Source organism: Streptomyces niger, from assembly GCF_000718305.1.
Taxonomy (GTDB): Bacteria; Actinomycetota; Actinomycetes; order Streptomycetales; family Streptomycetaceae; genus Streptomyces; species Streptomyces niger.
Genome location: NZ_JOFQ01000010.1, coordinates 78,011 through 103,702 on the forward strand (window position 1 = coordinate 78,011; position 25,692 = coordinate 103,702).

Annotated in this window: 25 protein-coding genes; 14 read left to right on the forward strand and 11 right to left on the reverse strand. The window is 72.2% G+C overall.

Translation table 11 applies throughout. The features are described from left to right. Positions 1-162 precede the first annotated feature (162 nt). The 7 genes from IF20_RS20565 to IF20_RS20595 all read left to right on the forward strand — a co-directional run bounded on the left by IF20_RS20565 (position 163) and on the right by IF20_RS20595 (position 7,731). Positions 163-3,024: a peroxidase family protein gene (locus IF20_RS20565; RefSeq protein WP_052866724.1), complete on the forward strand. Its 2,862-nt coding sequence runs from the start codon at positions 163-165 to the stop codon at positions 3,022-3,024. A gap of 157 nt (positions 3,025-3,181) precedes the next feature. Then, positions 3,182-3,517 (forward strand): NAD(P)-binding protein, encoded by a 336-nt coding sequence (locus tag IF20_RS20570; protein ID WP_052866725.1) that lies wholly within the window; start codon positions 3,182-3,184, stop codon positions 3,515-3,517. Between the two features lie 139 nt (positions 3,518-3,656). Beyond that, positions 3,657-4,610: a patatin-like phospholipase family protein gene (locus IF20_RS20575; RefSeq protein WP_052866726.1), complete on the forward strand. Its 954-nt coding sequence runs from the start codon at positions 3,657-3,659 to the stop codon at positions 4,608-4,610. Between the two features lie 97 nt (positions 4,611-4,707). Continuing rightward, positions 4,708-5,169, forward strand: coding sequence for a universal stress protein (locus tag IF20_RS20580; protein ID WP_052866727.1), 462 nt, complete (start codon positions 4,708-4,710; stop codon positions 5,167-5,169). Positions 5,170-5,306: 137 nt separating this feature from the next. Next, entirely contained in the window at positions 5,307-5,522 is a 216-nt protein-coding gene (locus IF20_RS20585; protein ID WP_052866728.1) for a dodecin, read from the forward strand. Between the two features lie 196 nt (positions 5,523-5,718). Then, positions 5,719-7,170 carry an amino acid permease gene (locus IF20_RS20590; RefSeq protein ID WP_052866729.1) on the forward strand — a complete coding sequence of 484 codons (1,452 nt, stop codon included), beginning with the start codon at positions 5,719-5,721 and terminating at the stop codon, positions 7,168-7,170. 177 nt (positions 7,171-7,347) lie between these two features. Continuing rightward, on the forward strand, positions 7,348-7,731 hold the full coding sequence (locus IF20_RS20595; protein WP_234426750.1) for a hypothetical protein: 384 nt from the start codon (positions 7,348-7,350) through the stop codon (positions 7,729-7,731). A 117-nt stretch (positions 7,732-7,848) separates the two neighbouring features. On the opposite strand, the gene IF20_RS20600 is transcribed toward IF20_RS20595, so the two are convergent. From IF20_RS20600 to IF20_RS20625, 6 genes are all read right to left on the reverse strand, one after another. Then, a complete protein-coding gene (locus IF20_RS20600) occupies positions 7,849-8,064 on the reverse strand; it encodes an EF-hand domain-containing protein (protein WP_052866731.1) in 216 nt (71 codons plus the stop codon). Positions 8,065-8,142: 78 nt separating this feature from the next. Next, entirely contained in the window at positions 8,143-10,689 is a 2,547-nt protein-coding gene (locus IF20_RS20605) for an excinuclease ABC subunit UvrA (protein ID WP_110944374.1), read from the reverse strand. A gap of 177 nt (positions 10,690-10,866) precedes the next feature. Then, positions 10,867-12,105, reverse strand: a complete 1,239-nt coding sequence (locus IF20_RS20610) for an NAD(P)/FAD-dependent oxidoreductase (RefSeq protein ID WP_052866733.1) — start codon at positions 12,103-12,105, stop codon at positions 10,867-10,869. After that, a complete protein-coding gene (locus IF20_RS20615) occupies positions 12,102-12,296 on the reverse strand; it encodes a ferredoxin (protein WP_052866734.1) in 195 nt (64 codons plus the stop codon). The genes IF20_RS20610 and IF20_RS20615 overlap by 4 nt, the downstream gene beginning before the upstream one ends. 59 nt (positions 12,297-12,355) lie before the next feature. Beyond that, positions 12,356-13,576: a cytochrome P450 gene (locus IF20_RS20620; protein WP_052866735.1), complete on the reverse strand. Its 1,221-nt coding sequence runs from the start codon at positions 13,574-13,576 to the stop codon at positions 12,356-12,358. 216 nt (positions 13,577-13,792) lie between these two features. Further along, positions 13,793-14,428, reverse strand: a complete 636-nt coding sequence (locus tag IF20_RS20625) for a TetR/AcrR family transcriptional regulator (protein ID WP_052866736.1) — start codon at positions 14,426-14,428, stop codon at positions 13,793-13,795. 108 nt (positions 14,429-14,536) lie between these two features. On the opposite strand from IF20_RS20625, the gene IF20_RS20630 reads away from it, so the two are divergent. Next, complete coding sequence (locus IF20_RS20630; RefSeq protein ID WP_234426751.1) at positions 14,537-15,589, forward strand: aminoglycoside phosphotransferase family protein; 1,053 nt, start codon at positions 14,537-14,539, stop codon at positions 15,587-15,589. 192 nt (positions 15,590-15,781) lie between these two features. Beyond that, positions 15,782-16,390, forward strand: coding sequence for an alpha/beta fold hydrolase (locus IF20_RS20635; protein WP_110944375.1), 609 nt, complete (start codon positions 15,782-15,784; stop codon positions 16,388-16,390). Between the two features lie 17 nt (positions 16,391-16,407). On the opposite strand, the gene IF20_RS20640 is transcribed toward IF20_RS20635, so the two are convergent. After that, the gene (locus IF20_RS20640; protein WP_052866738.1) at positions 16,408-17,049 is read right to left on the reverse strand and encodes an FMN reductase; all 642 of its coding nucleotides are present in this window, start codon (positions 17,047-17,049) and stop codon (positions 16,408-16,410) included. Continuing rightward, complete coding sequence (locus tag IF20_RS20645) at positions 17,046-18,146, reverse strand: LLM class flavin-dependent oxidoreductase (protein ID WP_052866739.1); 1,101 nt, start codon at positions 18,144-18,146, stop codon at positions 17,046-17,048. Before IF20_RS20645 ends, IF20_RS20640 begins: the two co-directional genes overlap by 4 nt. Before the next feature lie 215 nt (positions 18,147-18,361). Between IF20_RS20645 and IF20_RS20650 the strand changes: the two genes are divergently transcribed. The 4 genes from IF20_RS20650 to IF20_RS20665 all read left to right on the forward strand — a co-directional run bounded on the left by IF20_RS20650 (position 18,362) and on the right by IF20_RS20665 (position 21,611). Next, positions 18,362-19,120 carry a triose-phosphate isomerase family protein gene (locus tag IF20_RS20650; RefSeq protein WP_234426752.1) on the forward strand — a complete coding sequence of 253 codons (759 nt, stop codon included), beginning with the start codon at positions 18,362-18,364 and terminating at the stop codon, positions 19,118-19,120. A 21-nt stretch (positions 19,121-19,141) separates the two neighbouring features. After that, the gene (locus IF20_RS20655; RefSeq protein ID WP_052866741.1) at positions 19,142-19,594 is read left to right on the forward strand and encodes an RpiB/LacA/LacB family sugar-phosphate isomerase; all 453 of its coding nucleotides are present in this window, start codon (positions 19,142-19,144) and stop codon (positions 19,592-19,594) included. 40 nt (positions 19,595-19,634) lie between these two features. Beyond that, positions 19,635-20,642: a zinc-dependent alcohol dehydrogenase family protein gene (locus IF20_RS20660; RefSeq protein WP_052866742.1), complete on the forward strand. Its 1,008-nt coding sequence runs from the start codon at positions 19,635-19,637 to the stop codon at positions 20,640-20,642. Positions 20,643-20,714: 72 nt separating this feature from the next. Further along, complete coding sequence (locus tag IF20_RS20665; protein WP_052866743.1) at positions 20,715-21,611, forward strand: arginase family protein; 897 nt, start codon at positions 20,715-20,717, stop codon at positions 21,609-21,611. 18 nt (positions 21,612-21,629) lie between these two features. Here the strand turns inward: IF20_RS20665 and IF20_RS20670 are convergent, their stop codons facing one another. Together IF20_RS20670 and IF20_RS20675 are read right to left on the reverse strand one after the other, a co-directional pair. Next, positions 21,630-22,796, reverse strand: coding sequence for a glycoside hydrolase family 88 protein (locus tag IF20_RS20670; protein WP_110944376.1), 1,167 nt, complete (start codon positions 22,794-22,796; stop codon positions 21,630-21,632). 113 nt (positions 22,797-22,909) lie between these two features. Further along, a complete protein-coding gene (locus IF20_RS20675) occupies positions 22,910-24,460 on the reverse strand; it encodes an AMP-binding protein (protein ID WP_052866745.1) in 1,551 nt (516 codons plus the stop codon). Positions 24,461-24,610: 150 nt separating this feature from the next. Here IF20_RS20675 and IF20_RS20680 point away from each other — a divergent pair, with 150 nt between their 5' ends. After that, complete coding sequence (locus IF20_RS20680; RefSeq protein WP_052866746.1) at positions 24,611-25,186, forward strand: TIGR03086 family metal-binding protein; 576 nt, start codon at positions 24,611-24,613, stop codon at positions 25,184-25,186. A 49-nt stretch (positions 25,187-25,235) separates the two neighbouring features. On the opposite strand, the gene IF20_RS39280 is transcribed toward IF20_RS20680, so the two are convergent. After that, positions 25,236-25,409: a hypothetical protein gene (locus IF20_RS39280; RefSeq protein ID WP_199896694.1), complete on the reverse strand. Its 174-nt coding sequence runs from the start codon at positions 25,407-25,409 to the stop codon at positions 25,236-25,238. Positions 25,410-25,692: the final 283 nt, after the last annotated feature.

Sequence of the window (25,692 nt, forward strand, 5' to 3'; positions counted from 1 at the left end):
CCCGCTGTCCAGCGGCGGCCGGGCGGGCGGTCCGGGACGGCGCCGTGGCCGGCCCGCCGGCCGCCCCGAGCGCGGCACAATCGGCCCGAATCGGCCCCTGCCGGGTCGCGTGCGGGCGAGTAGCGTCGGGCGCCCTTCTTCCCGTACGGAGGGTGCGGACCCATGGCCGACACCGTGAGTTACGTGCAGTACGAGACGTACGAAGGCGGCAGTCCAGAGGCGGAGCGACTGGTCTTCGAGAAGCTGGCGCGCGACCTGATGCGCGTGCAGCTGCGCAACAAGAGCAGCGGCGGAGCGCAGCGCGTGCAGCGCGCCTTCCATGCCAAGCGCGTCCTCGGCGTGGAGAACGCCCGGCTGCGCTTCAACGACGACCTGCCACCCGCGCTGACCCAGGGCTACGCCCAACCGGGGGCCGAATACGCGGCGCTGGTACGGCTGTCCAACGCCAGCGGCATACCGGGCTCCGACGTCTCGCCCGACATGCGTGGCATCGCCGTGCGGGTGGAGGTGTCCTCGGAGGAGACCCACGACCTGCTGGCGGCCAACTTCCCGGTGAGCCATGCGCGCAACGCCCGTGAGTTCGTGGCCTTCGCCAAGGCCATGGCAGGCGCCAGGACGCCGTGGCAGAAGGCGTTCGGGCTGCTGGTGAAGTTGCCGCTGGCGGTCGGCTGGGCCACCGCCACCCGGATGCGCCGCAACGTGCAGGCCGCGGCGCGGCACACGGTCGGCTCGCTGGCCCGCGAGACGTACTGGAGCCGCGGCGCGTGCCTGTGGGGCGACGCCGGGCCGGTGCGTTACCAGCTGCGGCCCGCGCCCGGCGGGGCGCCCGCGCCGCGCCCGGACCGGCACGACCCCGACCACCTGCGGCACGAGCTGGCCGAGCGGCTGGCCGCGGCGGACGTCGAATTCGACCTGTGCGTACAGCGGTTCGTGGACGAGAAGCGCACCCCCGTCGAGGACGGCGCCACGGAATGGCGGGAGTCGGACGCGCCCGTCGTCCCGGTGGCCCGGCTGACCATCCCGCGCCAGGACATCACCACGGCCGAGGCCGCCTCCGCCGCCCGCCGCATCGAGCAGCAGGCGTTCAACCCCTGGCACACCACGGAGGACTTCCGCCCGCTGGGCAACCTGAACCGGGCCAGGAAGGTCGCCTACCAGGCGAGTGCGGCACACCGCCTCGGCACCCGCTTCCGGGCCGAGGAACCGCTGCGCAACACCGTGCTCGGGGCGCCCCTGCGGGCGGTGTTCACCGCCCTGAACCGCTACGTGCCCTGGCACCGGCTGCCCCTGAACGCCGGCCTGCTCAACCTGGTCGCGCTGCGCCAGGTGCTGCGCCGCCACAACCTCATCGACACCGAGATCCCCGAGGCGCCGCCGAAGGCCGTACCGGTACCGGAGACGGTGGACGAGCGCGCCCGCACGGCCCGCTCGTACGACGGCTCGAACACCGACCTGTCGGCGCCCCGGATGGGCGCGATCGGCGCGACCTTCGGGCGCAACCTCAAGCCGGTCTACCGGCCGGACCTCTTCGACACCCCGAACCCCGTCACGGTCGCCCGCGAACTGCTGCACCGCCGCGCGTTCCAGCCCGCGACCTCGCTGAACATCCTGGCCGCCGCGTGGATCCAGTTCCAGGTGCACGACTGGGTCAACCACCAGCGGTACTCGCTCGCCGAGCGCTCGGTCGAGGTGCCGCTGCCGCCCGGCAGCACCTGGTACAACACGCCCGGCGGCCCGGCCGAGAACGTGATGCGGATCGCCGAGAACCGCGGCCTGGAGCGCCCGGGCAAGCCGCCCATCCTCTTCACCAACACCACCTCGCCCTGGTGGGACGGCTCGGAGGTGTACGGCGGCGACGAGCCCACCGCGCGCAGCCTGCGCGAGCCGGACGGCGCGAAGCTGCGCCTGGAGGACGGCCACCTGCCGATGGGTTCCAACGGCATACCGCTGACCGGGTTCAACGAGAACTGGTGGCTGGGCCTGTCGGTCATCCACACCCTCTTCGCCCGCGAGCACAACGCGGTCTGCGACGCGCTGCACAAGGAATACCCGAAGATGAGCGCGGAGCAGGTCTACCAGACGGCCCGGCTGGTCGTCTCCGCTCTGATCGCCAAGATCCACACGGTGGAGTGGACCCCGGCGATCCTCGCGACGAAGGCCATCGACATCAGCCTGCACACCAACTGGGAGGGCCCGCCGAACAACTGGCTGCACAAGCTGGGCCTGTGGCTCGTCGAGTCGCACTCGCTGACCGGCATCCCCAAAACCCTGCCCGACCACCACAACGTGCCCTTCTCGCTGACCGAGGACTTCGTCACCGTCTACCGGATGCACCCGCTGCTCCCGGACGACTACGAGCTGCGCGAGCACCACTTCGGGCAGCGCCTGGAGGCCCTGTCCTTCAACGACCTGCAGGGCGGCGCCGCGGAGGCGCTGGCCCGCAAGACGGGCCTGACGGACACGCTGTACTCGCTCGGCATCGCGCACCCGGGCGCGGTCACGCTGCACAACTACCCGCGCGCGCTGACCCGCTTCGAGCGGGACGGCGAGATCATCGACCTGTCCGTGGTGGACCTCGTGCGGTCGCGGCGGCGCGGGGTGCCGCGGTACAACGACTTCCTGGCCGGGCTGCACAAGCCTCGGCTGACCCGCTTCGCCGAGGTCAGCGCCGACCCGGACACGGCCGCGCTGCTGAAGGACGTGTACCGGGACGTCGACGAGATCGACACCGTGGTCGGCCTGTTCGCGGAGACCCCGCCGCAGGGCTTCGGGTTCAGCGACACCGCCTTCCGGATCTTCATCCTGATGGCGAGCCGCCGCATCCAGTCCGACCGCTTCCTGACCGTGGACTTCCGCCCCGAGATCTACACGCCGCTGGGCATGGACTGGGTGGCGCGCAACGGGATGAACTCCGTCATCCTGCGGCATTGCCCCGAGCTCGCGGCGATGCTCCCCCGCGACGCCAGTGCCTTCGCGCCCTGGCGACCGGTCCTCCCGGTGCGCGGCAGCGGCGCGGGGTCGTGAGGGACACGCCCCTGCCGCCCGTCGTACGGCCTGACACCCGTCCGGCCGTACGACGGCCACACCGCGCCCGCCGGCACCGATGTCCGCACCCGGGCCCCGCCACCGCCCGTCCGAGCTGGGAAGACCGGCAAGTCTGGGAAGACTGGGAAGAGGGGACATGAGCGAACCGGCCGCACCGCCTGCCCGCGAAAGGGGCTTCGACTACGTCATCGTGGGCGCGGGAGCCGGCGGCGCACCGCTGGCCGCCAACCTCGCCCTCGCCGGGATGCGGGTACTGCTCCTGGAGGCGGGCATCGCGCAGGTCGGCGACGCCTACCGCGTGCCCGCCTTCCACGGTGACGCCTCCGAGGACCCGGCCGTGCGCTGGGACTACTTCGTGCGGCACTACGCCGACGAGGAGCGTCAGCGGCGTGACAGCAAGCTGGTGTCATCGTGGACGCCTCGGTCTTCCCGCGGATTCCCGGATTCTTCATCGCGACGCCGATCTACATGATCAGCGAAAAGGCGAGCGACGTGCTCCTGGCCGACGCGAGCGCACGCCACTGAAGCCACTGAAGCCACTGAAGCCACTGACATGGTGCGCCGCCCGGCGGCCGACCTCGCCGGGCAGGGCGCACGGAGGGCGAGGGGTCATGCCGAACGCAGACCTGGTGTTGGAGGGCGGCGGCGTACGCGGCTTCGGCGCTGCCGGCGCGGTGATCCGGCTCCTGGAGGAGGGCTACGCCTTCGAGCGGATCGCCGGCACCTCCGTGGGCGCCGTGGTGGCGGCGTTCGCCGCCGCCGGGATGGGCGCCCCCGGCCTCCGGGACGTCATCGAGCGCATGGAGCTGCACCGCGTGCCGGACCGGTTCCCGCCCGGCATCCCGTACGTGAGCGAGGCCCTGGCCCTGTCGAGGATGCGCGGTGCCTACCGGGGCGACTGGATCCGCGACTGGATCCACCGGGAGCTGGCGAACGTCGGGGTCGAGACGTTCCGGGACCTCCGGCGCGAGGACAGCGGCGCCGACCCCAACACCCCACCGGAACACTGCTACAAGCTCGTGGTGATGACGTCGGACGTCACGTACGGCCGGCTGCTGCGGCTGCCGTGGGACTACCACCGGTTCCACCTCGACCCGGACGAACAGCTGGTGGCCGACGCGGTACGGGCCTCCCTCTCCATCCCCTTCTACTTCCGCCCGTGCGCGCTCACCGACCCGACACGGGGCGCCACGTCGGTGCTCGTCGACGGGGGTGTGCTGTCCAACTTCCCCATCGAGATCTTCGACCGTACCGACGGGGTGCCGGCCCGCTGGCCGACCATCGGCGTGCGCATCCTGCCCGACCTGCCCGCGGGCATCACTCAGCTGTTCCCCGCGCTGGCGGTCGTGATGGCGCCGCCGCTGCTGCTGCTCCAGCAGGTGGTGGCCACGGCGTTGGTGGGCAACGACCAGACCCACCTGGAGCGTCCCGGGGTGCGCGACCGCTGCATCACCGCCGACTGCTCGAACGTGGGCATCACCGAGTTCACCCTGGACCGGGCGGGCCGGGCCGAGCTGCTGGAGAGGGGCGAGCGGGCCGCGGCCGGCTTCCTGGCAAGGCAGTGACAGCGCCACCCGGCTCCGTGCCGGCCGGGCCCGGTGGGCCGCCGCGACGCGTGGCCCACCGGCTCGCCGGCGCACACGGGCGGTTAACCTCCTCCCTGTGGAGGAGAACACGCCCGCGCCCTTCGAGCGCGGTACGGACGGCCCCAAGGTCATCGTCGTCGGCATCGACGGCACGCAGTCGTCGTGGCGGGCCGCCTCGTACGCGGCCGGACTGGCCCGCCGGCAGGGCTCGAAGCTGGTACTGGTCTACGTCCAGCCGGTGCTGGCGGCCGGCGCCGCGCTCGGCGCCCCGGTGGCGCCCACGACCGACGAGATAGCCGAAGAGCTGATGGCCGAGATCCGCGCCTCCACCGAGCGTCTCCAGGGCATCTACGACCTGCGCTGGGAGTTCCACATCGTGCGCGGCGATCCGTACGGCGGGATGCTCCGGATGGCTGACGATCTGAAGGCCGACGCGGTGGTGGTCGGCGCGTCGGAGTCCACCGGACACCGGTTCATGGGCTCGGTCGCGGTACGCCTGGTCAAGGCGGGCCGCTGGCCGGTCACGGTCGTCCCGTAGCACCGGCCGCTCGGGAGGCGGACCGCGACGGGCGGGTGCACTGTAAGAGGAATGATCCCCGACACGCCCACTCGAAGAGCCACTGCGCTGCCACCCAGCTGCCGCCGGGAACCGACACGCCGACGAGGGAGTCTGCCGTGACCGACCGGACCTACCGTGTGACCGAGATCGTGGGAACGTCCCACGAAACCGTGGACGCCGCCATTCGCAACGGCGTACGGCGCGCGTCCCGAACGCTGCGCAATATGGACTGGTTCGAGGTGACTCAAGTGCGCGGTCACATCGTCGACGGCGAGATCGAGCACTACCAGGTCGGCCTGAAAGTCGGCTTCCGCCTGGAGGACGCCGACTGATCCGGGCGGCCGGCGCCGGGTCGACAGCGGGCCGGGTTTCCGTGAGCGGTCCCAGGGACCGATTTCGAGTCCCCGGCCCCGGGGACCGGTTTCGGGTCACCGCCCCCCGTATGGGGAGTCGCCTACCGAGTCGCCTTCCGTAAGCGTCCGACAAGGGCCATGATGATCCGCCGTCGGACCGACGAGAGGACATCGCATGGGCCTGCGTGCGGGACAGGGCGTACTACGCCGCAAACCGATCGAAATGATCCAGGAGACCGAGGGCGGCAAGGGCGAGCAACTCACCCGCTCACTCGGCCTCTGGCAGCTGACGGCCATCGGCGTCGGCGGCATCATCGGCGCCGGCATCTTCACACTGGCCGGCACCGTCGCGAACGAGAAGGCCGGCCCCGCCGTCCTGCTGTCGTTCCTCATCGCGGGCATCGCGAGCGCGGCGGCCGCCTTCTCCTACGCGGAGTTCGCCGGGATGATCCCGAAGGCGGGCTCCGCGTACACCTACGGATACGCGGTCCTCGGCGAGCTGGCGGGCTGGTTCATCGGCTGGGACCTGCTGCTGGAGTACACCGCGATCGTCGCCGTGGTGGCCATCGGCATCTCCGGCTACTTCAGCTTCCTGCTGGGCGAGATGGGCGTACACCTGCCCGCCTGGATGCTGGGCGCGCCGGGTACGGGTGAGGGGCACCGGGTCGACCTCTTCGCTGCGATCCTCTGCCTGCTCATCGCCTACCTCCTCACCCTCGGCATCAAGAACGCCGCGCGGTTCGAGACGATCGTCGTCGGGCTGAAGGTCCTGGTCGTCCTGGTCGTCATCCTCGTCGGCTTCTTCCACATCAAGACCGGCAACTACTCGCCGTTCTTCCCGCACGGGATCAGCGGCGCGTTCGCGGGCGCGGCCACGGTCTTCTTCGCCGTCTTCGGGTACGACGCGATGTCGACCGCGGCCGAGGAATCGAAGGACGCCCAGCGCCACATGCCCAAGGCGATCCTGTACTCGCTGCTGATCTCGATGGTGCTGTACGTGCTCGCCTGCCTGGTGCTGACCGGCATGCAGAACTACAAGGACATCGACCCGGAGAGCGGCTTCTCCACGGCGTTCAAGTCGGTGGGCCTGAGCAGCCTGGCCGACGTGATCGCCGTCGGCGCGATCATCGGCATCCTCACCGTGATGTTCACGTTCATGCTCGGCGTGACCCGCGTCTGGTTCTCCATGAGCCGCGACGGCCTCCTCCCCAAGTGGTTCGCCAAAACCCACCCCACCCGTCACGTCCCGACCCGCGTCACCTGGATCGTGGGCGGCGCGTCTGCGTTGATCGCGGGGTTCCTGCCGATTCGCGAAGCGGCGGAACTCACCAATATCGGGATTCTGCTGGCCTTCGTCGTGGTGTGCATCGCGGTCATCGTGCTCCGCTACAAACGACCCGAACTGCCCCGCGCCTTCAGGTGCCCGGCCGTCCCGCTCGTGCCGGCCATAGGAGTCGTCTTCTCCATCTGGCTGATCACGTTCCTGGAGTGGCAGACCTGGGTCCGGTTCGTCGTGTGGTTCGCGATCGGTCTGGTCATCTACTTCGCCTACTCCTACCGGCGCTCGGAATTGGCGAAGGCGAACCGGGAAATCAGCGACCTGGAGGACCGCGAAGGGCGCCTGTGAGTTCGAAATTCGCCCGTCCGAAATAACGGTACGGTGAGCTGGTTGATGTGGTAATTGGACTGCCCGGCGCCGCTACCACTAATGTCCGCAGCAATCGAGCAGAGCCGTCCGGTGCTGTTGTGGACGTGCCGCTGCACGGAACAGCGGACGAAAGACGAAACACTTATGCGCAAGGCAATGCGTTCGACCCTGGCGGCAACTCTCGCCGTGGGTTTTGTCGCCACGCTCTCCACTCCGTCGTACGCCAGCGCGGTGGACTGCGTGGGCGGGAACGGGTCGGGGGACTCGTACCAGACGTGCACGACGGTCGAGGGAACGGGGTTGCGGGTCAAGCTGTGGCAGACCTCGGCGTACTCGTCGCTCGGCGGACAGCACGTGTACGCCCGCTTCTATGTCAACGGGAAGCGGGTGCACACCGTGAAGAAGTACACCGGGGCGCCCAAGCGGCTGGCGGCGAATTTCCCGGGCAAGCTCCCGCGGAAATTCCGGAACGGCACGCGGTTGTGCAATGTGTGGAGCGTCAATTCGCACTACAAGTCGTGCATCACGGTGCACAGGTAAGGTCCCGAAAACCGCAGCCGGAAGCGAGAGCGGGACAAGAAACGCGTACGCCCGCCGGACACGGATCCGGCGGGCGTACGCGTGCGGGGGCGGCGGCCCTTCGGCACGCCGAACGGTTCAGGCCTTCTGGAGGGCGGTCCAGAATTCTTCGAAGGACATCAGGCCGTCGTTGTTGGTGTCGCGGGCCTTGATGACGGCCTCGGCGACCGGGCCGGTGACGTAGGGGTCACCCATCTCGGCCATCGCGTGCTTGAACTCCTCGGCCGTGACCATTCCGTCGCCGTTCTGGTCGAATCGTGCGAACGTCGCCTTGGCCTGCTCGATGTCTGCCACGGGTGTGCCCCCTTCGTGCGGTGCTGTCGTCGTGCCGTCCGGGGCCGCCCCGGCCGACCCGGGTACATTAACCGACCGTCATGCGAGGCCGAGCGCCCGGGCGAGGTAAGGGGACGTGCGGCTGCCCTCCGCCGCCGCGACCTCCGCCGGCGGGCCGGCCGCGACCACGCGCCCGCCGTCGGCGCCGCCGCCCGGCCCCAGGTCGATGACGTGGTCGGCGCCCGCGACCACGCCCATGTCGTGCTCGACGACGACCACGGTGTTGCCCGCGTCGACCAGGCCGTGCAACTGGCGCAGCAGTACCTCGGTGTCGGCCGGGTGCAGCCCGGTGGTGGGCTCGTCGAGGAGGTAGAGGGTGTGGCCGCGACGGGTGCGCTGGAGTTCGGTGGCGAGCTTGATGCGCTGGGCCTCGCCGCCGGAGAGTTCCGTCGCGGGCTGGCCGAGGCGGAGGTAGCCGAGGCCCACCTCCTGGAGCGTGCGCAGGCTGCGGGCCGCGGCGGGGACCTCGGCGAGGAAGTCCGCCGCGGCGTCCACGGTCATCTCCAGGACCTCGGCGATGTTGCGGTCCCGGTAGGTGATTTCCAGGGTGTCCGGGTTGTAGCGGGCGCCGTGGCAGGCCGTGCACGGCGCGTACGTACCGGGGAGGAAGAGCAGCTCTACGGCGACGAAGCCCTCGCCCTGGCAGGTCTCGCACCGCCCGGCGGCCACGTTGAAGGAGAAGCGGCCCGCCTTGTACCCCCGGGCCCGCGCCTCGTCGGTGGCGGCGAAGACCTTCCGTACGGCGTCGAACAGGCCCGTGTACGTGGCGAGGTTGGAGCGCGGGGTGCGCCCGATGGGCTTCTGGTCGACGCGCACCAGCCGGTCGATCGCGCCCAGCCCCTCGGCGGCGGCCAGTTCGGCCGTGGGGCGGGCCTCGTCGCCGCTCTCCTCGGCGCCCGCTTCCGGCCGGTCCCCCGCCGCGTCCCCGCCCAGCCGCTCCCGTACCGCGTCCGCGAGCACCCGGGTGACGAGGGTGGACTTGCCGGAGCCGGAGACGCCGGTGACGGCCGTGAACACCCCGAGGGGGAACTCCGCGTCCAGCCCCCGGAGATTGTGGAGGTGGATGCCGGAGAGGCGCACGGTGCCCGAAGGCTTGCGCGGCTCGCGCGCGCCGTCGCCACCCGGCCCACCGGTTGCGCCGTTCGGCCCGTCGGAACCACCCCGCACGGAACCACTCCGCACGGAACCACTCCGCACGGAACCGCCCCGTCCGTCGAAGAGGAAGCGGCGGGTGAGGGATTCGTCCACCGCCGCGAGGCCGTCGACGGGGCCGCTGTGCAGGACCCGGCCGCCGTGCTCACCGGCGCGCGGGCCGACGTCCACGAGCCAGTCGGCCCGGCGGACGACGTCCATGTCGTGCTCGACGACGAAGAGGGAGTTGCCCGCCTCCTTCAGGCGGGTGAGGACGGTCAGCAGGCTTTCGGTGTCGGCCGGGTGCAGGCCCGCGGAGGGCTCGTCCAGGACGTAGACCACGCCGAAGAGGCCGGAGCGGAGCTGGGTTGCCAAGCGCAGCCGCTGGAGTTCGCCGGCGGAGAGGGTGGGCGCGGGGCGGTCCATGCTGAGGTAGCCGAGGCCCAGTTCGGTGAGGACCTCGATGCGGGCGACGAGGTCGCGCGCGAGGGTGCCCGCCACGCTCTCCTCGCCGGTGCCCTCGGCCGTCGGCCGCAGCAGCGCGGCGAGCGCCGCGAGCGGCATCCCGGCCAGCGCGGCGATGTCGTGCCCGGCGAAGGTGACCGCCAGCGCCTCCGGTCGCAGCCGCCGGCCGTCGCACGCCGGGCAGGCCTCGGAGACCAGGAAGCGCTCGACGCGTCGGCGCTGCGTCTCGCTCTGCGAGTCGGAGAAGGTGTGCAGTACGTAGTGGCGCGCGCTCTGGTACTGGCCCTTGTACGGCCGTTGGATGCGCCCGGCCTCGCGTTCCGGGTGCACGGTGACGACCGGCCGCTCCTCGGTGAACAGGATCCAGTCCCGGTCCTGCTGCGGCAGGTCGCGCCAGGGCCGGTCGATGTCGTATCCGAGCGTGGCGACGATGTCGCGGAGGTTCTTGCCGAGCCAGGCGCCGGGCCAGGCGGCGATGGCGCCCTCGCGGACGGAGAGCGCCGGGTCGGGTACGAGGGAGTCCTCGGTGACCCGGTGGACGCGGCCCAGCCCGTGGCATTCGGGGCAGGCGCCCGCCGCGGTGTTGGGCGAGAAGGCGTCGGAGTCGAGGCGTCCGGTGCTGTCCGCCGGGTAGTCGCCCGCGCGCGAGAAGAGCATGCGCAGGGAGTTGGAGAGCGTGGTGACGGTGCCGACGGAGGAGCGGGAGGTGGGGGCGGACCGGCGCTGTTCCAGGGCCACGGCAGGCGGCAGGCCGGTGATCTCCTCGACCCGGGGCGCGCCGACCTGGTGGATCAGCCGCCGGGCGTAGGGCGCGACCGATTCGAAGTACCGGCGCTGGGCCTCGGCGTAGAGGGTGCCGAAGGCGAGCGAGGACTTGCCGCTGCCGGAGACGCCGGTGAAGACGCAGAAGGCGTCGCGCGGGATGGCCACGTCGACGGCGCGGAGGTTGTGCTCACGGGCGCCGCGCACCCGTACGTAGGCATCGGTCATGCCTTCCATGATCCCTGACCGGGCCGTGGCCACCCTGCAGGGCTCGGGCCGTGGCCGTCCCGCAGAGCTCGGGCCGTGTGCCCTTCCTGTAGGGATCGGACCGTGCCTTCCCGCAGGGATCGGTCGATCGGGGACGCCGGCCGGCCGGCGGGGAGGTGGCCGGCCGACGTCCCCCGTTCACTCCCCGCCGACGGCCGCGAGGAGGCGTGCGTGCGCCTCGTCCCACGGCCCGGGGGTGGCGATCACCGCGCGCAGTCCGCGGATCTGCCGGGGCGGCAGCCCGGCGGCGAGCACGCCGGTGGCCAGCCCGTCCCGGCCGTAGAGCGCGGCCACCCGGCGCTCGCCGGCGTCCAGGAGGACGGTCTCGGCCCGGTCCGCGCCCGCGAGCACCCCGTACGCCTGGAGCTTCATCCCGTACTGGTCGGACCAGAAGTACGGGACCGGCGTGAACGGGCGGCGCTCGTCCTCGGTCACGCCCAGCTCGGCGAGCAGGTTGCGGGCGGCCGTCATGGCCTGCTCGGTGGCGTTCATGCGGTGCTCGATCCGCAGGTGGCGGCCGTGCCCCGGGTGGTACCAGCGGGCCACGTCGCCGGCCGCGTAGATCCCGGGCGCCGCGGCGCAGAACTCGTCGCAGCGCAGCCCGTCGGTGGTGTCCAGCGCCGCGTCCGCCCGCAGCCAGTCGACCGCCGGCTCGGAGCCGATGGCGACCAGGACGGTGTCGGCCGGCAGCGTGCTGCCGTCGGTGAGCCGGACCCCGGTGACGTGCCCGTCGGCGGTCTCCACGCCGTCCAGGACGCCGGTCAGCATCCGTACGCCGTGCCGCTCGTGCTCGGTCGCGAGCAGCGTGCCCGTACCGTCGCCGACGAGTCGGCGCATGGGCAGCGGGTCGCGCCCGACGAGCGTGACCTTGTGGCCCAGTTCGCGGGCGACCGCGGCGGCCTCGCAGCCCAGTACGCCGTTGCCCGCGACGACGAGCCGCCGCTCCGCGCCGGACAGCCAGGTCTGCAGCCCGAGGGCGTCGTCGAGCGTGCGCAGCGTGTGGATGCCGGCCGTGCCGGCCACGCCCGGCAGCGTCCGGGCCCGGACGCCGGTGGCGACGATCACGCCGTCGCACGCCAGCCGCTCGCCGTCCGCGAGGGTGACGGTGCGCGTCCCGGCGTCCAGGGCCGTGGCCCGGGTGCCGAGCCGGAGGTCCAGGTCCAGCGCGTCGAGCTGGTCCGTGGTGCGCAGCCCCAGCCGGTCGGCCTGCCAGTCGCCGGAGAGCAGCTGCTTGGACAGCGGGGGCCGGTCGTAGGGGAGGTGCGGCTCGTCGCCGATCAGGGTCAGTGCGCCGGTCCAGCCGCCCCGGCGCAGGGCCTCGACGGCGGCGAGGCCGGCCGCCGAGGCACCGACGACGGCTATCCGTCCGTCGGTCATGCGTGGACCTGGATGGCGGCGGCCGGGCAGATGGCGGCGGCCTCGTGGACCGCGGCGTGCTGCTCGGCGGGCGGCTGGGCGTCCAGCAGGACGACGATGCCGTCCTCGTCACGCTGGTCGAAGACCTCGGGGGCGACCAGGACGCACTGACCGGCGGCGCAGCACTTGTCTTCGTCGAGGGTGATGTTCATGGCTTCTTGCTCCTGTGGGGGTTCCGGCCGGAATTCCGGTGGGGTGGTGCGGGTCGGGTCTACCAGGTGACGGGCAGCTCGTGACAGCCGTAGATCGCCATGTCCGTGCGGAACGGGATGGTCTCGATCGGTACGGCGGGCCGCATCGTCGGGAAGCGGCGGAGCAGGGTCGCGAGGACGACCTGGAGCTCGACGCGGGCCAGGGCCTGGCCGAGGCACTGGTGGATGCCGTAGCCGAACGCGACGTGGTGCTGCGCGTTGGGGCGGCAGACGTCGAGCGCGTCGGGGTTCTCGAAGATCTCCGGGTCGCGGTTGGCGGACGGCACCGCGACCACGACGCCCTCACCGGCGCGGATGAGCTGCCCGCCGATCTCGATGTCCGCGGTGGCGGCGCGGCGCGGGCCGTTGCGGATGATGCTGTGGAAGCGCAGCAGCTCCTCGACGGCGCCGCGGATCAGCGAGGGGTCCTCGCGCAGCTGCTGCGCGGTCTTCGGCTCGCCCATCATGCTCAGCGCGGTGAGGCCGATCATGTTGGCGGTGGTCTCGTGCCCGGCGACCAGCAGCAGCGCGGCGAAGCCGATCACGTCGTCGTGGGTGATCTCCCCGGCGTGCTGCTGCTCGACGATGAGGCGGCTGAGGATGTCGTCGCCCGGGTTCGCCTCCTTGGCGGTGACCAGGCGGTCCAGGTAGTCGCGCAGCTCGCTGCGGGCGGCGTCGGCCTCCTCCTTGGCGATGGTGCGGGAGAGCAGCTTGCCGGTCAGGCCCTGGAAGAGGGCGTGATCCTCGTAGGGGACGCCGAGCAGCAGGCTGATGACGAGGGAGGGGACGGGGAGCGCGAGGGCCTCGACGAGGTCCACCGACTCGGCGCCGTTGAGCTTTGCGGACTGCATCGCGTCGCAGAGCTCGTCGGTGATCCGCTGGATCTCCGGGCGCAGCGCCTCGACCTTCTTGACCATGAACTCGCGGGTGACCATCCGGCGCAGCCGGGTGTGCTCCGGCGGGTCCATGCGGATGAAGCCGCGGTTCTGCTGGTTGGCGCCGCCGGTCATGCCGCTGAGCGGGTAGCCCGGGGTGGTCGTGTCGGAGCTGAACCGGGTGTCGCCGAGGATCGCGCGGATGTCCGCGTACCGGGTGACGAGCCAGGCCCAGGTGCCGTCGGGCAGCGAGATCTTCTTGATCGGCTCCTCGATCCGCATCCGGCCGAACTCGGCGGGCGGGTCGAAGGGGCAGCCGGTGGGGGGCTCCACGGGCAGCGGGGCATGGGGGGAAGTGACGGTCATGTCGCTCCTTGCGGACACGCGGACGGTGGCGCCGCACTCGGACGCTCGCCTAACACTCGTAAACTTACACCCGTAAAAGGCGAGCAAACGAACCGGGGGCACCCTCAACTCCCTTCCGGGCAGCGGATAGGGTGGCAATGGTTGCCCATTACAACTCGTCGACCGCACTTCACCCCGTTATCGGACATACGAGGTCATACGGGGGCCGTCGAGCCCTCAGTCGCCGGCCTCCACCCGCTCCAGCAGCAGGCCGAGGATCTCGTCCACGAAGCGGTGCAGGCGCTCGGGGTTCTTCTCCGCCGGCAGCACCTGCCAGAGCATGACCCGGCCGTGGACCGCCGACCACAGGACGTACGGCGCCTCGTCCCGCGAGCAGCGCACCCGCCAGCCGGCTTCCTCGCAGGCCGCCAGCGCGTCGTGCAGGCCGCGCACCAGGAGGCCCGCCGGGTGCTGGGCCAGCCGCTCGGGGCCGACCGGGGACTGCCGGGTCTCGTAGAGCAGCCGGTACTTCGCCGGGTGGTCGATGGCGTACCCGCAGTAGGCCCGCAGCCGGGCCCGCAGCCGCGCCACCGGGTCGCCCTCCGGGACCAGTGCGCCGGCCGCTGCCATGTCCTCGACCAGCCGCTCGTAGCTGACCTGCATCGTCGCCCAGACCAGCGCGGTCTTGTCGGCGAAGTGCCGATAGATGCTGGGGGCCGCGACGCCCGCCTCGCGGGCCACGGCGCGCAGGGACAGGGCGTCCTCGCTGCCGACCTGCTCCAGCAGCCGCTCCGTGGCGGTCAGCAGTTCCGCACGCAGCCGGTCACCCTGGCCGCGCGGGTTCCTGGGCCGTGCGGCCGCGCTCTCCGTCATCGCCGTGCGCCTCTTCCTCGTCCTGGCGGGCCTCAAGAGTTTCACACCCGCACGCCGGAACCCGCCGCGCGGCCACCCGCCGCCATCGGGACCCGCTACCGTGCGCCCATGCCCGAGCCCCCGCACACCGCCGCCGACACCGGGCCCACCATGGCCCGGCGGCCCGCCCCCTCCCCTCCCGACCTCTTCCCGCCCGACCTCTTCCCGCCCGGCTCTCTCGTGGCCGAGACCATGGCGCGGCACGCGTCCGGCCGCGCCTGGCTGGCCCGGCTGCCGCGGCTGGTCGGCGAGGCGGCGGACCACTGGGGGCTGCGCCTGTCGGCACCGTTCGACGGCGGCACCTGCTCCTGGGTGGCCCCGGTGCGGCGGCCGGACGGCGGCCGGGCGGTCCTGAAGGTGACCTGGCCGCACCGTGAAGCCGCGGGCGAGGCCGCCGCGCTGCGCGCCTGGGACGGCCACGGCGCGGTACGGCTGCTCGACCACGACCCGACCCGCCACGCACTGCTCCTCGAACGCTGCATCCCGGGCACGCCGCTGCGGGACGCGATACCGGAAGCCGACCGGCACGGCACTCCCCCGGACACCGCGCTCACCCCCGAAGACGGGCTCGACCGTGCCGCCGAGGTGCTCGACGCACTGTGGCGCGCGCCCCGGCCCCCGGACGGCGAGCTGGAGACCGTGGCGGCGGTCTGTGCCGAGTGGTCGGACCTGGTGCGCGAACGCGCGGACCGGCTCCGGCCGCCGTACGACCCCGGTCTGGTGGCGCTCGGCGCGTCGCTGCTCCGGGAACTGCCCACGACCGCCCGCCGCGAGGTCGTCGTGCACGGCGACCTCAACCCCGGCAACGTGCTGGCCGCCGGCGGCACCCGTGGCTGGCTCGCCATCGATCCCAAGCCGATGACCGGCGATCCGGGGTACGACCTGTGGCCGCTGGTGACGCAGCTGGACGACCCCTTCGCGCACCCGTCGCCGCGCGCGGTGCTCCGCGACCGCCTGCACCGACTCGCCGACCGCCTGGGCGAGCCGCCCGAGCGGATGGCGGCCTGGGGCGCGGCCCGCTCCGTGGAGAGCGCCCTGTACGCCGCCGCACACGACGACATCGAGGGCGGCACCGAAGAACTGACGGAGGCCCGAGTACTGGCGGAGGTCGCGGGAGTGTGACTACCGGGCTCCCCGCCTCTCGACCCGACCGAGGCCCTGCAGGATATTGGGGGCATGCGTTGGCAAGGCGTACGCCTCTGGGCCGCGCTGGCAGGCCCACTGTTCGCTGTGCTGATCTTCGCCGTAGGACCGGCCGCACTCAAGGCCGCGAAGCTGCCCTGGCCCCCGTGGGCACTTGTATGCTGACCGCGCATGAGACGCAAGCTCCCGGTGGTCACGGTCTGGGACGAGGCGATGCCCGGTGCGCCGCGTGTCGTCCTCGTGTACGGGCCGCTCGCCTCGGGGGCGGAGGTTTTCGCGGGGCAGCGAGCGCTGGCCGAGCTCTTCCGGCTGGAGGCGGCAGGGCCCGCGACCGGCACCGGGGACGGGCCCCGTATCGCCGAACTCCTCGGCTACGGGGCCCACTTGGTGGGTCATTGCACGGGTGCGACGGCTGCCCTGTACGCGGCGGCGACGGCCCCGCACGCCGTACGCTCGCTCACCCTGATCGAGCCCTGCGCCGTGCGGGCCACCCCGGGCGGACTCCACGGCGCGCCCCCTCGGTCCGCGCCCCTGGACCCGCGCGTCCGCCCCGCCACACTGCTCACCGCCGCCTGGCCCAAGCTGGTCGTCAACGGTGCGCCCGGCGGCCCGTACGACGCGCGCCGCGGCTGCGTCCACCCGACCCCGCCCGGCTACGGCGAACAGCTGGCCGACGCGCTCGGCGCGCGTCACCTGCGGGTGGACGACGCGGGCCACGCCCCGCAGCGCGACCGGCCCGGGCCGGTGAATGCGGCACTGCGGCGTCTCTGGCAGGGGTGACCGGCCCAGCGCCGGGCTCAGCCCGCCCGCAGGGCGGCCAGCTGCTCAGCGAACGGCACGACGTCATCGAGGTCATCGGCCCCGTGCGTCGCCGGGGTGCCCGTGCTGCCGCGCACCAGGCCGGCCAGTTCCTCCGCCGCCCGTTCGACGCGTTCCGTGAGCGCGCCGCCGGGGCCGCTGCCGCCCGTGCCCCAGTCCTCGGACGCGGCGTACACCGCGGTCGGTACGACCATCGCGCGCAGGTACGCGAAGAGCGGGCGCAGCGCGTGCTCCAGGGCGAGCGAGTGCCGTGCGGTGCCGCCGGTGGCTGCGATCAGTACGGGCTTGCCGGTGAGTGCGGTGTGGTCGATGACGTCGAAGAAGGACTTGAACAGGCCGCTGTAGGAGGCGGTGAAGATCGGCGTGACGGCGATGAGCCCGTCCGCCGCCGTCACCGCTTCGATCGCCTCGCCCAGCGCGGGCGAGGGGAAGCCGGTCACCATGTTGTGCGCGATGTCGGTGGCCAGGTCGCGCAGTTCGATCACGCGGACCTCCACCGGCCGGGCCGTGCCGTCCGCCGCGCGCTGCCGGGTGGCCTCGGCCAGCCGGTCGGCGAGCAGGCGGGTGGACGAGGGCACACCCAGGCCGGCCGAGACGGCCACGATCGTCAGGGGCTTCATTCCGCCACCTCCTCCAGGGCCGCGGCGTCGCGCGCGGCGACGCGGGCTGCGTGCGTGGGACCCTCCGGCACTTCGGCCGGGCGGTTCTTCGCGAACTCCTTGCGGAGTACGGGGACGACCTCTTCGCCGAGCATGTCGAGCTGCTCCAGGACGGTCTTCAGGGGCAGGCCCGCGTGGTCCATCAGGAACAGCTGGCGCTGGTAGTCGCCGAAGTAGTCGCGGAATTCGAGGGTCTTCTCGATGACCTGCTGCGGGCTGCCGACGGTCAGCGGGGTCTGCTCGGTGAACTCCTCCAGGGAGGGGCCGTGCCCGTAGACCGGCGCGTTGTCGAAGTACGGGCGGAACTCGCGGACCGCGTCCTGGGAGTTCTTCCGCATGAACACCTGGCCGCCGAGGCCGACCATCGCCTGCTCGGGGGTGCCGTGCCCGTACTGCGCGTAGCGGTGCCGGTAGAGCCGGATCAGCCGCTGGAAGTGGTGCTTGGGCCAGAAGATGTTGTTGGCGAAGAAGCCGTCACCGTAGTACGCGGCCTGCTCGGCGATCTCGGGGCTGCGGATGGAGCCGTGCCACACGAAGGGCGGCACGCCGTCCAGCGGGCGGGGCGTGGCGGTGAAGCCCTGCAGCGGGGTGCGGAACTTGCCCTCCCAGTCGACCACGTCCTCGCGCCACAGCTTGTGCAGCAGGGCGTAGTTCTCGATGGCGAGCGGGATGCCCTGGCGGATGTCCTGGCCGAACCAGGGGTAGACCGGGCCGGTGTTGCCGCGGCCCATCATCACGTCCACCCGGCCGTCGGCGATGTGCTGGAGCATCGCGAAGTCCTCGGCGATCTTCACCGGGTCGTTGGTGGTGATCAGCGTGGTGGAGGTGGAGAGGATCAGCCGCTCGGTCCGCGCGGCGATGTAGCCGAGCATGGTGGTCGGCGAGGACGGCACGAAGGGCGGGTTGTGGTGCTCGCCGGTGGCGAAGACGTCCAGGCCGACCTCCTCGGCCTTCAGCGCGATGGCGAGCATCGCCTTGATCCGCTCGTGCTCGGTCGGCGTCCGGCCCGTCGTGGGGTCGGTGGTGACGTCGCCGACGGTGAAGATCCCGAACTGCATGGTGCCCGCCTCCGTACGTTCCTGCGGTCACTGGACCGTGGTAGTTGAATAATGAACTATACCCGCCCAACCGTACCGGCCTCGCACCTATTCCACACCTCGGGACATCCCTCGGCCCGGAACACGCGACCGGCCGAAATAACACCGATCTCGTGAAGTTCACGTCTTGATTTGAGAAGTTCACATGTGCTTTTGTTCTAAGCATCATGAACGACGTGATTCCTGACCTCCGCCGCCCCGTGGTCGGTGTCTCGCTGAAGCTCTACTTCGGTCTCGCCGAGACCCGGAAGTGGCTCGCGGACGTCGCCGCGCTGGCCGGTACCGCCGCGCTCGGCGCACGCGCCGTCGACCTCTTCGTCCTCCCCTCCTTCCCGGCGCTGGCCGACGCCCGGGAGCTGCTGGCCGGTACCGGCGTGGCGTTCGGCGCGCAGGACGTGCACTGGGCCGAGTCCGGGCCGTGGACCGGCGAGGTCTCCGCGGGGATGCTCACCGAGGCCGGTGCCGCGTACGTGGAGGTGGGGCACGCCGAGCGGCGGGCGCACTTCGGCGAGACCGACGACGTCGTACGCGCCAAGACCCGCGCCGCCACCGCCGCGGGGCTGGTCCCCGTCGTCTGCGCGGGCGAGCGGGACGGCGCCGACCTCGCGGCGGCCGTCGAGGAGACGGTCGGGCAGGTCCGGGCGGCGCTCGCGGGCGCCGTGCCCGGCAGCGAGGTCGTCATCGCCTACGAGCCGGTCTGGGCGATCGGCGCCGCCGACCCCGCGCCCGCCGCGCACGTCCTGGCCGTGGCCGCCGCGATCCGCGCCTGCCTGGACGACCACGACGTACGCGGCCGGCTGATCTACGGCGGGACGGCCGGGCCCGGCACGTACGAGCAGCTCTCCGCCGGCCCGGTCGACGGCCTCTTCCTCGGCCGGCTCGCCCACGACACCGAGGGCCTGCGCCGCGTCCTCGACGAGATCGCACCCGTCTGATCCACTTCCAGGGAGACCGCCATGACCTACCGCATCGCCATCGGCTGCGACGACGCCGCGTTCGAGATGAAGGACGCGATGATCGCGCACCTCAAGGACCTCGGCTACCCGGTCACCGACCTCAGCGCGACGCCCGGCGAGGACTACCCGGACGTGGCCGAGCGGGTCGCGCGCAGCGTCGCCGACGGGGAGCACGAGCGCGCCGTCCTGGTCTGCGGCACCGGCATCGGCATGGCCATCGCCGCCAACAAGGTGCCCGGCATCCGCGCGGCCCAGATCCCGGACAGCTACAGCGCCGAGCGGGCCCGCAAGTCCAACGACGCGCAGATCGCCTGCTTCGGCAGCCGCACCATGGGCGTGCACGCCGCGCTGGTCTGCCTGGACCACTGGCTGGTCTCCGACTTCGCCGGCGGCGGCTCGGCGCCCAAGGTGGAGAAGATCAAGCAGGTCGAGACCCGCAACCTGGTCGCCTGAACCGTCCCGCACCGACCCTGAGCCGAAAGGTGACAGCACCATGCGCGCAGTAGTCATCGAGGAACCGAACAAGCTGTCCGTGACCACCGTGCCGGACCCGACGCCCGGCAGCGGCGAGGTCGTCGTCAAGGTCACGGCCGCCGGGCTGTGCGGTACGGACGTACACATGCTGGCGGGCGAGTTCGGGCCGACCAAGTACCCGGTGATTCCGGGGCACGAGTTCTCCGGCGAGGTCGTCGCCGTGGGCGAGGGCGTCACCGACTTCGCGGCGGGTGACAAGATCGCCGCCGACCCGGCGATCTACTGCGGGGCCTGTCACTTCTGCGCCATCGGCCGGGGCAACCTATGCGAGCAGTGGGGCACGATCGGCATCACCGTGGACGGCGCCGCCGCCGAGTACGTGAAGGTCCCCGCCCGGAACTGCTACCGGCTCCCCGAGACCGTCGAGCTGCGGCACGCCCCGCTCATCGAACCGCTGTCGACGATCGTGCGCGGCTTCGACATCGTCGACCCCAAGCTCGGCGACCACTTCCTGATCTACGGCGCGGGCACCATGGGCCTGCTCTACATGCAGGTCGCCCGGCGCGCCGGGGCCGGTTCGGTGTCCGTCGTGGACATCAACGCCGACCGGCTGGAGGTGGCGAAGAAACTGGGCGCCGACCAGGTGGCCACCAGCGCCGACGATCTGGCGGGCCCCCGGCTGGGCTGGCAGGTCGTCACGGACTGCACCGGCAACGTCAAGGCGATCGAGGACGGGCTGACCCGGCCGATCCGCGGCGGCACGTTCCAGCAGTTCGGCTGCGCGCCCGACCAGGAGATGGCGCAGTTCTCGCCGTTCCGGATCTACAACGACGAGATCCGCATCGTCGGCTCCATGGCGATCCTGCACAGCTACGGGCGCGCGGTGGAGCTGCTCGGCAAGGGCGTCATCGACTCCGAGACGATGATCACCCACCGGTTCGCGCTGGACGAGTACGCCGAGGCGCTGGAGACCTTCAAGCGTGGCACGGGCCGCAAGCTGCAGATCGTCCCGGACAAGGCCGCCTGACGCGCCGGCGGCGAGGCCCCGGGCGGGGCGAAACAGGTGGCCCCCGCCGCCCCGCCCGGCCACAATGACCGGATGCGCCGCATCGTGGTCCTCGACGCCCCGTCCAACCTCGGCCTCCGGCCGCCCGCCGAAGGCACCGTGCCCGGGTGCTACAAGCTCGCGGGCGCGCTGCGCGAACAGCGGCTGGTGCAGCGGCTCGGCGCGTACGAGGGCGGCGTCGTCGTGCCGCCCCGTTACGACCGCGGCGGCTGGCGGCCGGGCGACGGCGTGTTCCACGCCGCTGCCCTCGCCGCGTACACCCGCAAGCTCGCGGACCGCATCGAACACCACGTCCGGGCCGGGGACTTCCCGGTCGTGCTGGGCGGCGACTGCTCCATCCAGCTCGGCGCCTCGCTCGCGCTGCGCCGCATCGGCCGGTACGGCATCGCTGTCCTCGACGGCTCCGCGGACTTCCGGCATCCGGGCAACGCCGACCACGTCGGCGCGGCCGGCGGCGAGGAGCTGGCCCTCGCGACCGGCCGCGGCCAGCGGGACCTGACGGACCTCGAAGGGCTGCGGCCGTACCTCAAGGACGAGGACGTACGGGTGCTCGGCATCCGGGACTACGACACCGAGCGGGCCGAGCTCGCCGAGTTGAAGATTATGAACGCGACGGTGGGCGAGATCCGCGAGTGGGGCGCCGAGGAGCTGGCGGGCGCGGTCCTGCGGACCCTCGAAGCGCCCGTGACCGAGGGCTTCTGGGTGCACCTGGACGCGGACGTGCTGGACCCGTCCGTCATGCCCGCCGTCGACAGCCCCGACCCCGGCGGCCTGCTGCCCGACGAACTCGCCACCCTGCTGCGCACCTTCGTGCGGTCGGAGCGGTGCGTCGGCCTCAACCTCACCATCTACGACCCGGACCTCGACCCGGCCGGCTCCGGCGCCGCGCTGCTCGCCGACCTCCTCGAAGACGCCCTCGCCCCGCGCTGACCGGGAGCGGGCCGCCGCTCAGCCGGCCAGTGCCGCCAGTGCGCAGCCCGCGTGCAGGAAGGCGCCCACGCCGAAGTCGGCCGTGGTGTCCGGGCCGACCGGCTGGCTCGACTCGGGGCGGTCGCCGACGCCCTGGACGTAGCCGAGGAAACCGTCGGGATGAACCGCCGTGGTGACCAGGCCGTGCCAGGCGCGGGCCGCCACCGGGAGGTACCGGTCGCGCGGGACGAGCCGGGCGCGGAGCGCGTAGGCGGTGGCGTACACGAAGAAGGAGGTGCCGCTGGTCTCGGGGCCCGGGAGGTGCGCGGGGTCGGCCAGGTTCACGTTCCAGAACCCGTCGGCGCGCTGGACACCGCGGAGTGCGGCCAACTCCCGCACCAGCGCGGCGCGGTACTCCGGTACGTGGCGCGCCCCGGCCGGCAGCGTCTTGAGGATCTTGGCGTGGCCGCCGGCCACCCAGCCGTTGCCGCGCGACCACACGACCGGCTTGCCGTCCGGCGAGAGGATCCCACCCGGCAGGAAACGCTTGTCGCGGTACCAGAGGCCGGTCCGCGGGTCGTACAGCCCGGGGCCGCCCTCCGCCGACTTGGTGTGCGTGTAGAGCGCGTGCAGCTTGTCCCAGTAGGCGGGTTCGGCACGCAGCCCGCCTATTCGGGCGAACGGCGGCATGGCCATGTGGAGCGCGTCGTCCCACCACCAGTCGTCGTTCTTCTCCGGCCGGTCGGTGAAGACCATGCGGTGCAGGGAGTCCTCGATGGCGGCGATCTTCGCCTGCTCCGGCTCCAGTTCGTACAGGTCGAGGTAGGCCTGGCCTGCGCAGTGGTCGTCGGCGTGGCGGGTGGTGACTCCGCTGTGCAGTGCGTAGTCGTGGCCCTCGGCCCAGCCGCGCGCGTAGTCGAGGTAGCGCGATTCGCGGGTGAGCCGGTACAGGTCCAGCAGCCCGCTGAAGAACGTGGCGCGGGCCCACTGGTTGTCGCCGGGGTCGGCGTGCGCGCCGATCCAGTGGTCGGCGACCCGGCGCAGCACGGCGACGATCTCGGCTCCGGAAGGCAGCCGCCCGGGCGGGGTGCCGGGCGCCGCGGCGCGGGCGGTGGCGGGGAGCGCCGGTACGGCGGCGAGTGCGGCGCCGGCGGCGAGCAGGCGGCGCCGTCCCACGTGTCGTCCGGAGTGCCCGAGGTGTGTCATGCCTACGCCCTTTCCGCCGACGGAAGCCACGCGAGTCACGCATGTGAACGGTGTTCACTGATGTGGCGCACAGAATGGCACGCCAACTCCCGTCGGCGGAAGGGCAATTGCGCTCAGATCTTGGTGTCGCGACCCTCCCAGTAGGGCTCCCGCAGCCGGCGCTTGAAGAGCTTCCCGGACGGGTCGCGGGGCAGCGCCGCCTCGAAGACGACGGTCCCGGGGACCTTGTACTTGGCCAGCCGGGCCGCCACGTGGGCACGCACGTCGTCGGCGGTGAGCCCCGCGCCGGGATCGGCCTGCACGTGGGCTGCCAGCGCCTCCCCGTACTCGGCGTCCGGTATGCCGAACACCGCGGCGTCCCGGACGCCGTCGAGCGACAGCAGGCACCCCTCGATCTCGGCCGGGTAGATGTTGACCCCGCCGGAGATGACCATGTCGTTGAGGCGGTCGCTGAGGTAGAGGTAGCCGTCCTCGTCGAGGTGGCCGATGTCGCCGATGGTGACGTAGCCGGGGAGCGCCGCGGACTCCATCGCGGTGCGCTTGGCGGGGTCGCCGAGGTAGGTGAAGCGCGGCCAGGTGTCGGCCGGTCTGAGATAGATCTCGCCGGTCTCGCCGGGTGGCAGCACCCGGCCGTCGGGCCCGAGCACGGCCACCCCGCAGGTGCCCTCCGGGTGCCCGACCGTGCCGGGGTGGGCCAGCCACTGTTCGCTGTCGCACCAGGTCACGGCGCCGGTCTCGCTGCCTCCGTAGTACTCGCGGAGGATCGGCCCGAGCCAGTCGATCATCGCGTGCTTGACGTGCGGCGGGCACGGCGCGGCCGCGTGCACGACCGAGGTCAGCGAGGACAGGTCGTACCGCTCGCGCACCTCCTTCGGCAGCCGCAGCAGGCGCACCAGCATGGTCGGTACGACCTGGACGTTCTCGACGCGGTGGGCCTCGATCAGGCGCAGGAACTCCTCGGCGTCGAAGCGCGGCATGAGCGTGATGTCCAGGCCGCAGGCGACCGCGAGGACCGCGTGCTGACTGGGTGAGGCGTGGTACAGCGGTGCCGGGATCATGGTGCGGCCGCCGGGCCGGACGGCGAAGTAGGAGAGGAAGCTCGCCACCGCCTCGGGCAGCGCGGCGGCCGGAACGGGCTCGCGCAGCACGCCCTTGGGGCGCCCCGTGGTGCCGGAGCTGTAGATCACGGTGGAGGGGCGGTCGGGCACCGGATCGGCCAGCGGCGGGTACCCGGCCAGCCAGTCGTCCAGGACCGGGTACGCCCCGCTGACCGGGGGCGCGTCGAAGCCGCAGGCGGCGGCGGTGCCCGCGGGGACGGGCGCCTCGATGACCCGCACGCCGGCCGGCAGGTGGGCGGTGACGGCGGGCAGCATGTCGGAGTGGACGAAGACGGCGCGGCTGCCGCTGTCGGAGAGGACGTGCGCCAGGTCGTCGTGGCGGAAATGCCAGTTGACGGGGACCGCGGAGACGCCCGCCTGGGCGGCACCCGTGGTGACTTCGAGATAGGCCGGTTCGTTGCGCATTACCACCGCGATCCGGTCACCCGGCGCGAGTCCGAGGGCGCGCAGTCCCGTGGCGATGCGGGCGGCCCGGTCCTGGAAGAGCGGATAGGGGCGTTCGTGGCCGGCGGAGCGGATGGCGGCGGGTGCAGACGCGAGATCCATGCAGCCTCCAATGATGTTCGGCTCGCGCACATCAAACCGGCCGTACGGAAGATTGACCAGAGTGCTGACGGCACGTCAGTGAGGCGCCCGGCCAGGACGGGCGCGCGTCGGAGGGCCGCCGGGGGAGCATCGCTCCTATGCTGAGGAGGCATGGAGACCGACAACATTCTGCGCCGGCACGGCGAGGCCATCGACCTGTTCGGGGACCGCGTCCACGCCGTGCGCGACGACCAGTGGGACGCGCCGACGCCGGACACCGACTGGACGGTCCGCGACCTGGTGAACCACCTCACCGCCGAGCAGCTGTGGGTGCCGCGGCTGGTACGGGACGGGGCCACCATGGAGGAGGTCGGCGACCAGTTCGACGGCGATGTGCTGGGCGAGGATCCGGTGGGGACCTGGGACCGCGCGGCGGTCGCCGCGGTCGCGGCGTTCAGCGAGCCCGGCGCCCTGGACCGGCAGGTCCACCTCTCGTACGGCACGAGCGGCGCCGCCCCGTACTGCAGTCAGATGACGATGGACGCGGTGGTGCACGCCTGGGACCTGTCACGGGCGATCGGCGCGTCGGAGGAGCTGCCGGGCGAGCTGGTGAGCCAGGCGCTGCGCGAGGTCGAGCCGTACGCGGCGGAGCTGAGCAAGTCGGGGATGTTCGCTCCGGCGATCGAGCCGCCGCCGGGTGCCGATGACCAGACCCGGCTGCTCTGCCTGCTGGGCCGTCGTCCGTAGGCGACGGCCCGAAGGGGTGCCGGCCGGGTCACCCGGCCGGCCGTACGCGTCAGTCGATGCCGCGGAAGATGTGCTGCTCGGTCGCGGACTCGTCGTCGCAGCCGGCCAGGTGGACCGGGGCGCAGCGGCTCCAGACCTCCAGGTTGCGGACCTCCCGGATGCGCCCTTGGCGCTCGCCCTGCTTCGGTCGGGGCTGCTTGCTGATCGTTTGTTCCGGTGCCACCACGCACTCCTTAGCCAACGGGATGAGGTACTGACGCGGTGGCGCCGTGTGTCACAACCGGGAGTTCGGCCATGGTTCGTGGCGCATCCCGCGACGGGCCGAGGATGTCGGCATCTCCCCAGACAGGTAGTCCGTCGTCGCCCAGCCTAACGACACGAGTGCCCCGCCGCGCGGCAATTACCGTCGATAGGGTCACAGGACGGAGAAACCGCCCCCGTACGGCCCGTTTCAGCCACGCGGCCGGGTGCCCGCGCCCGTGCCGCGGAGCCCGGGGCTCCGCCCG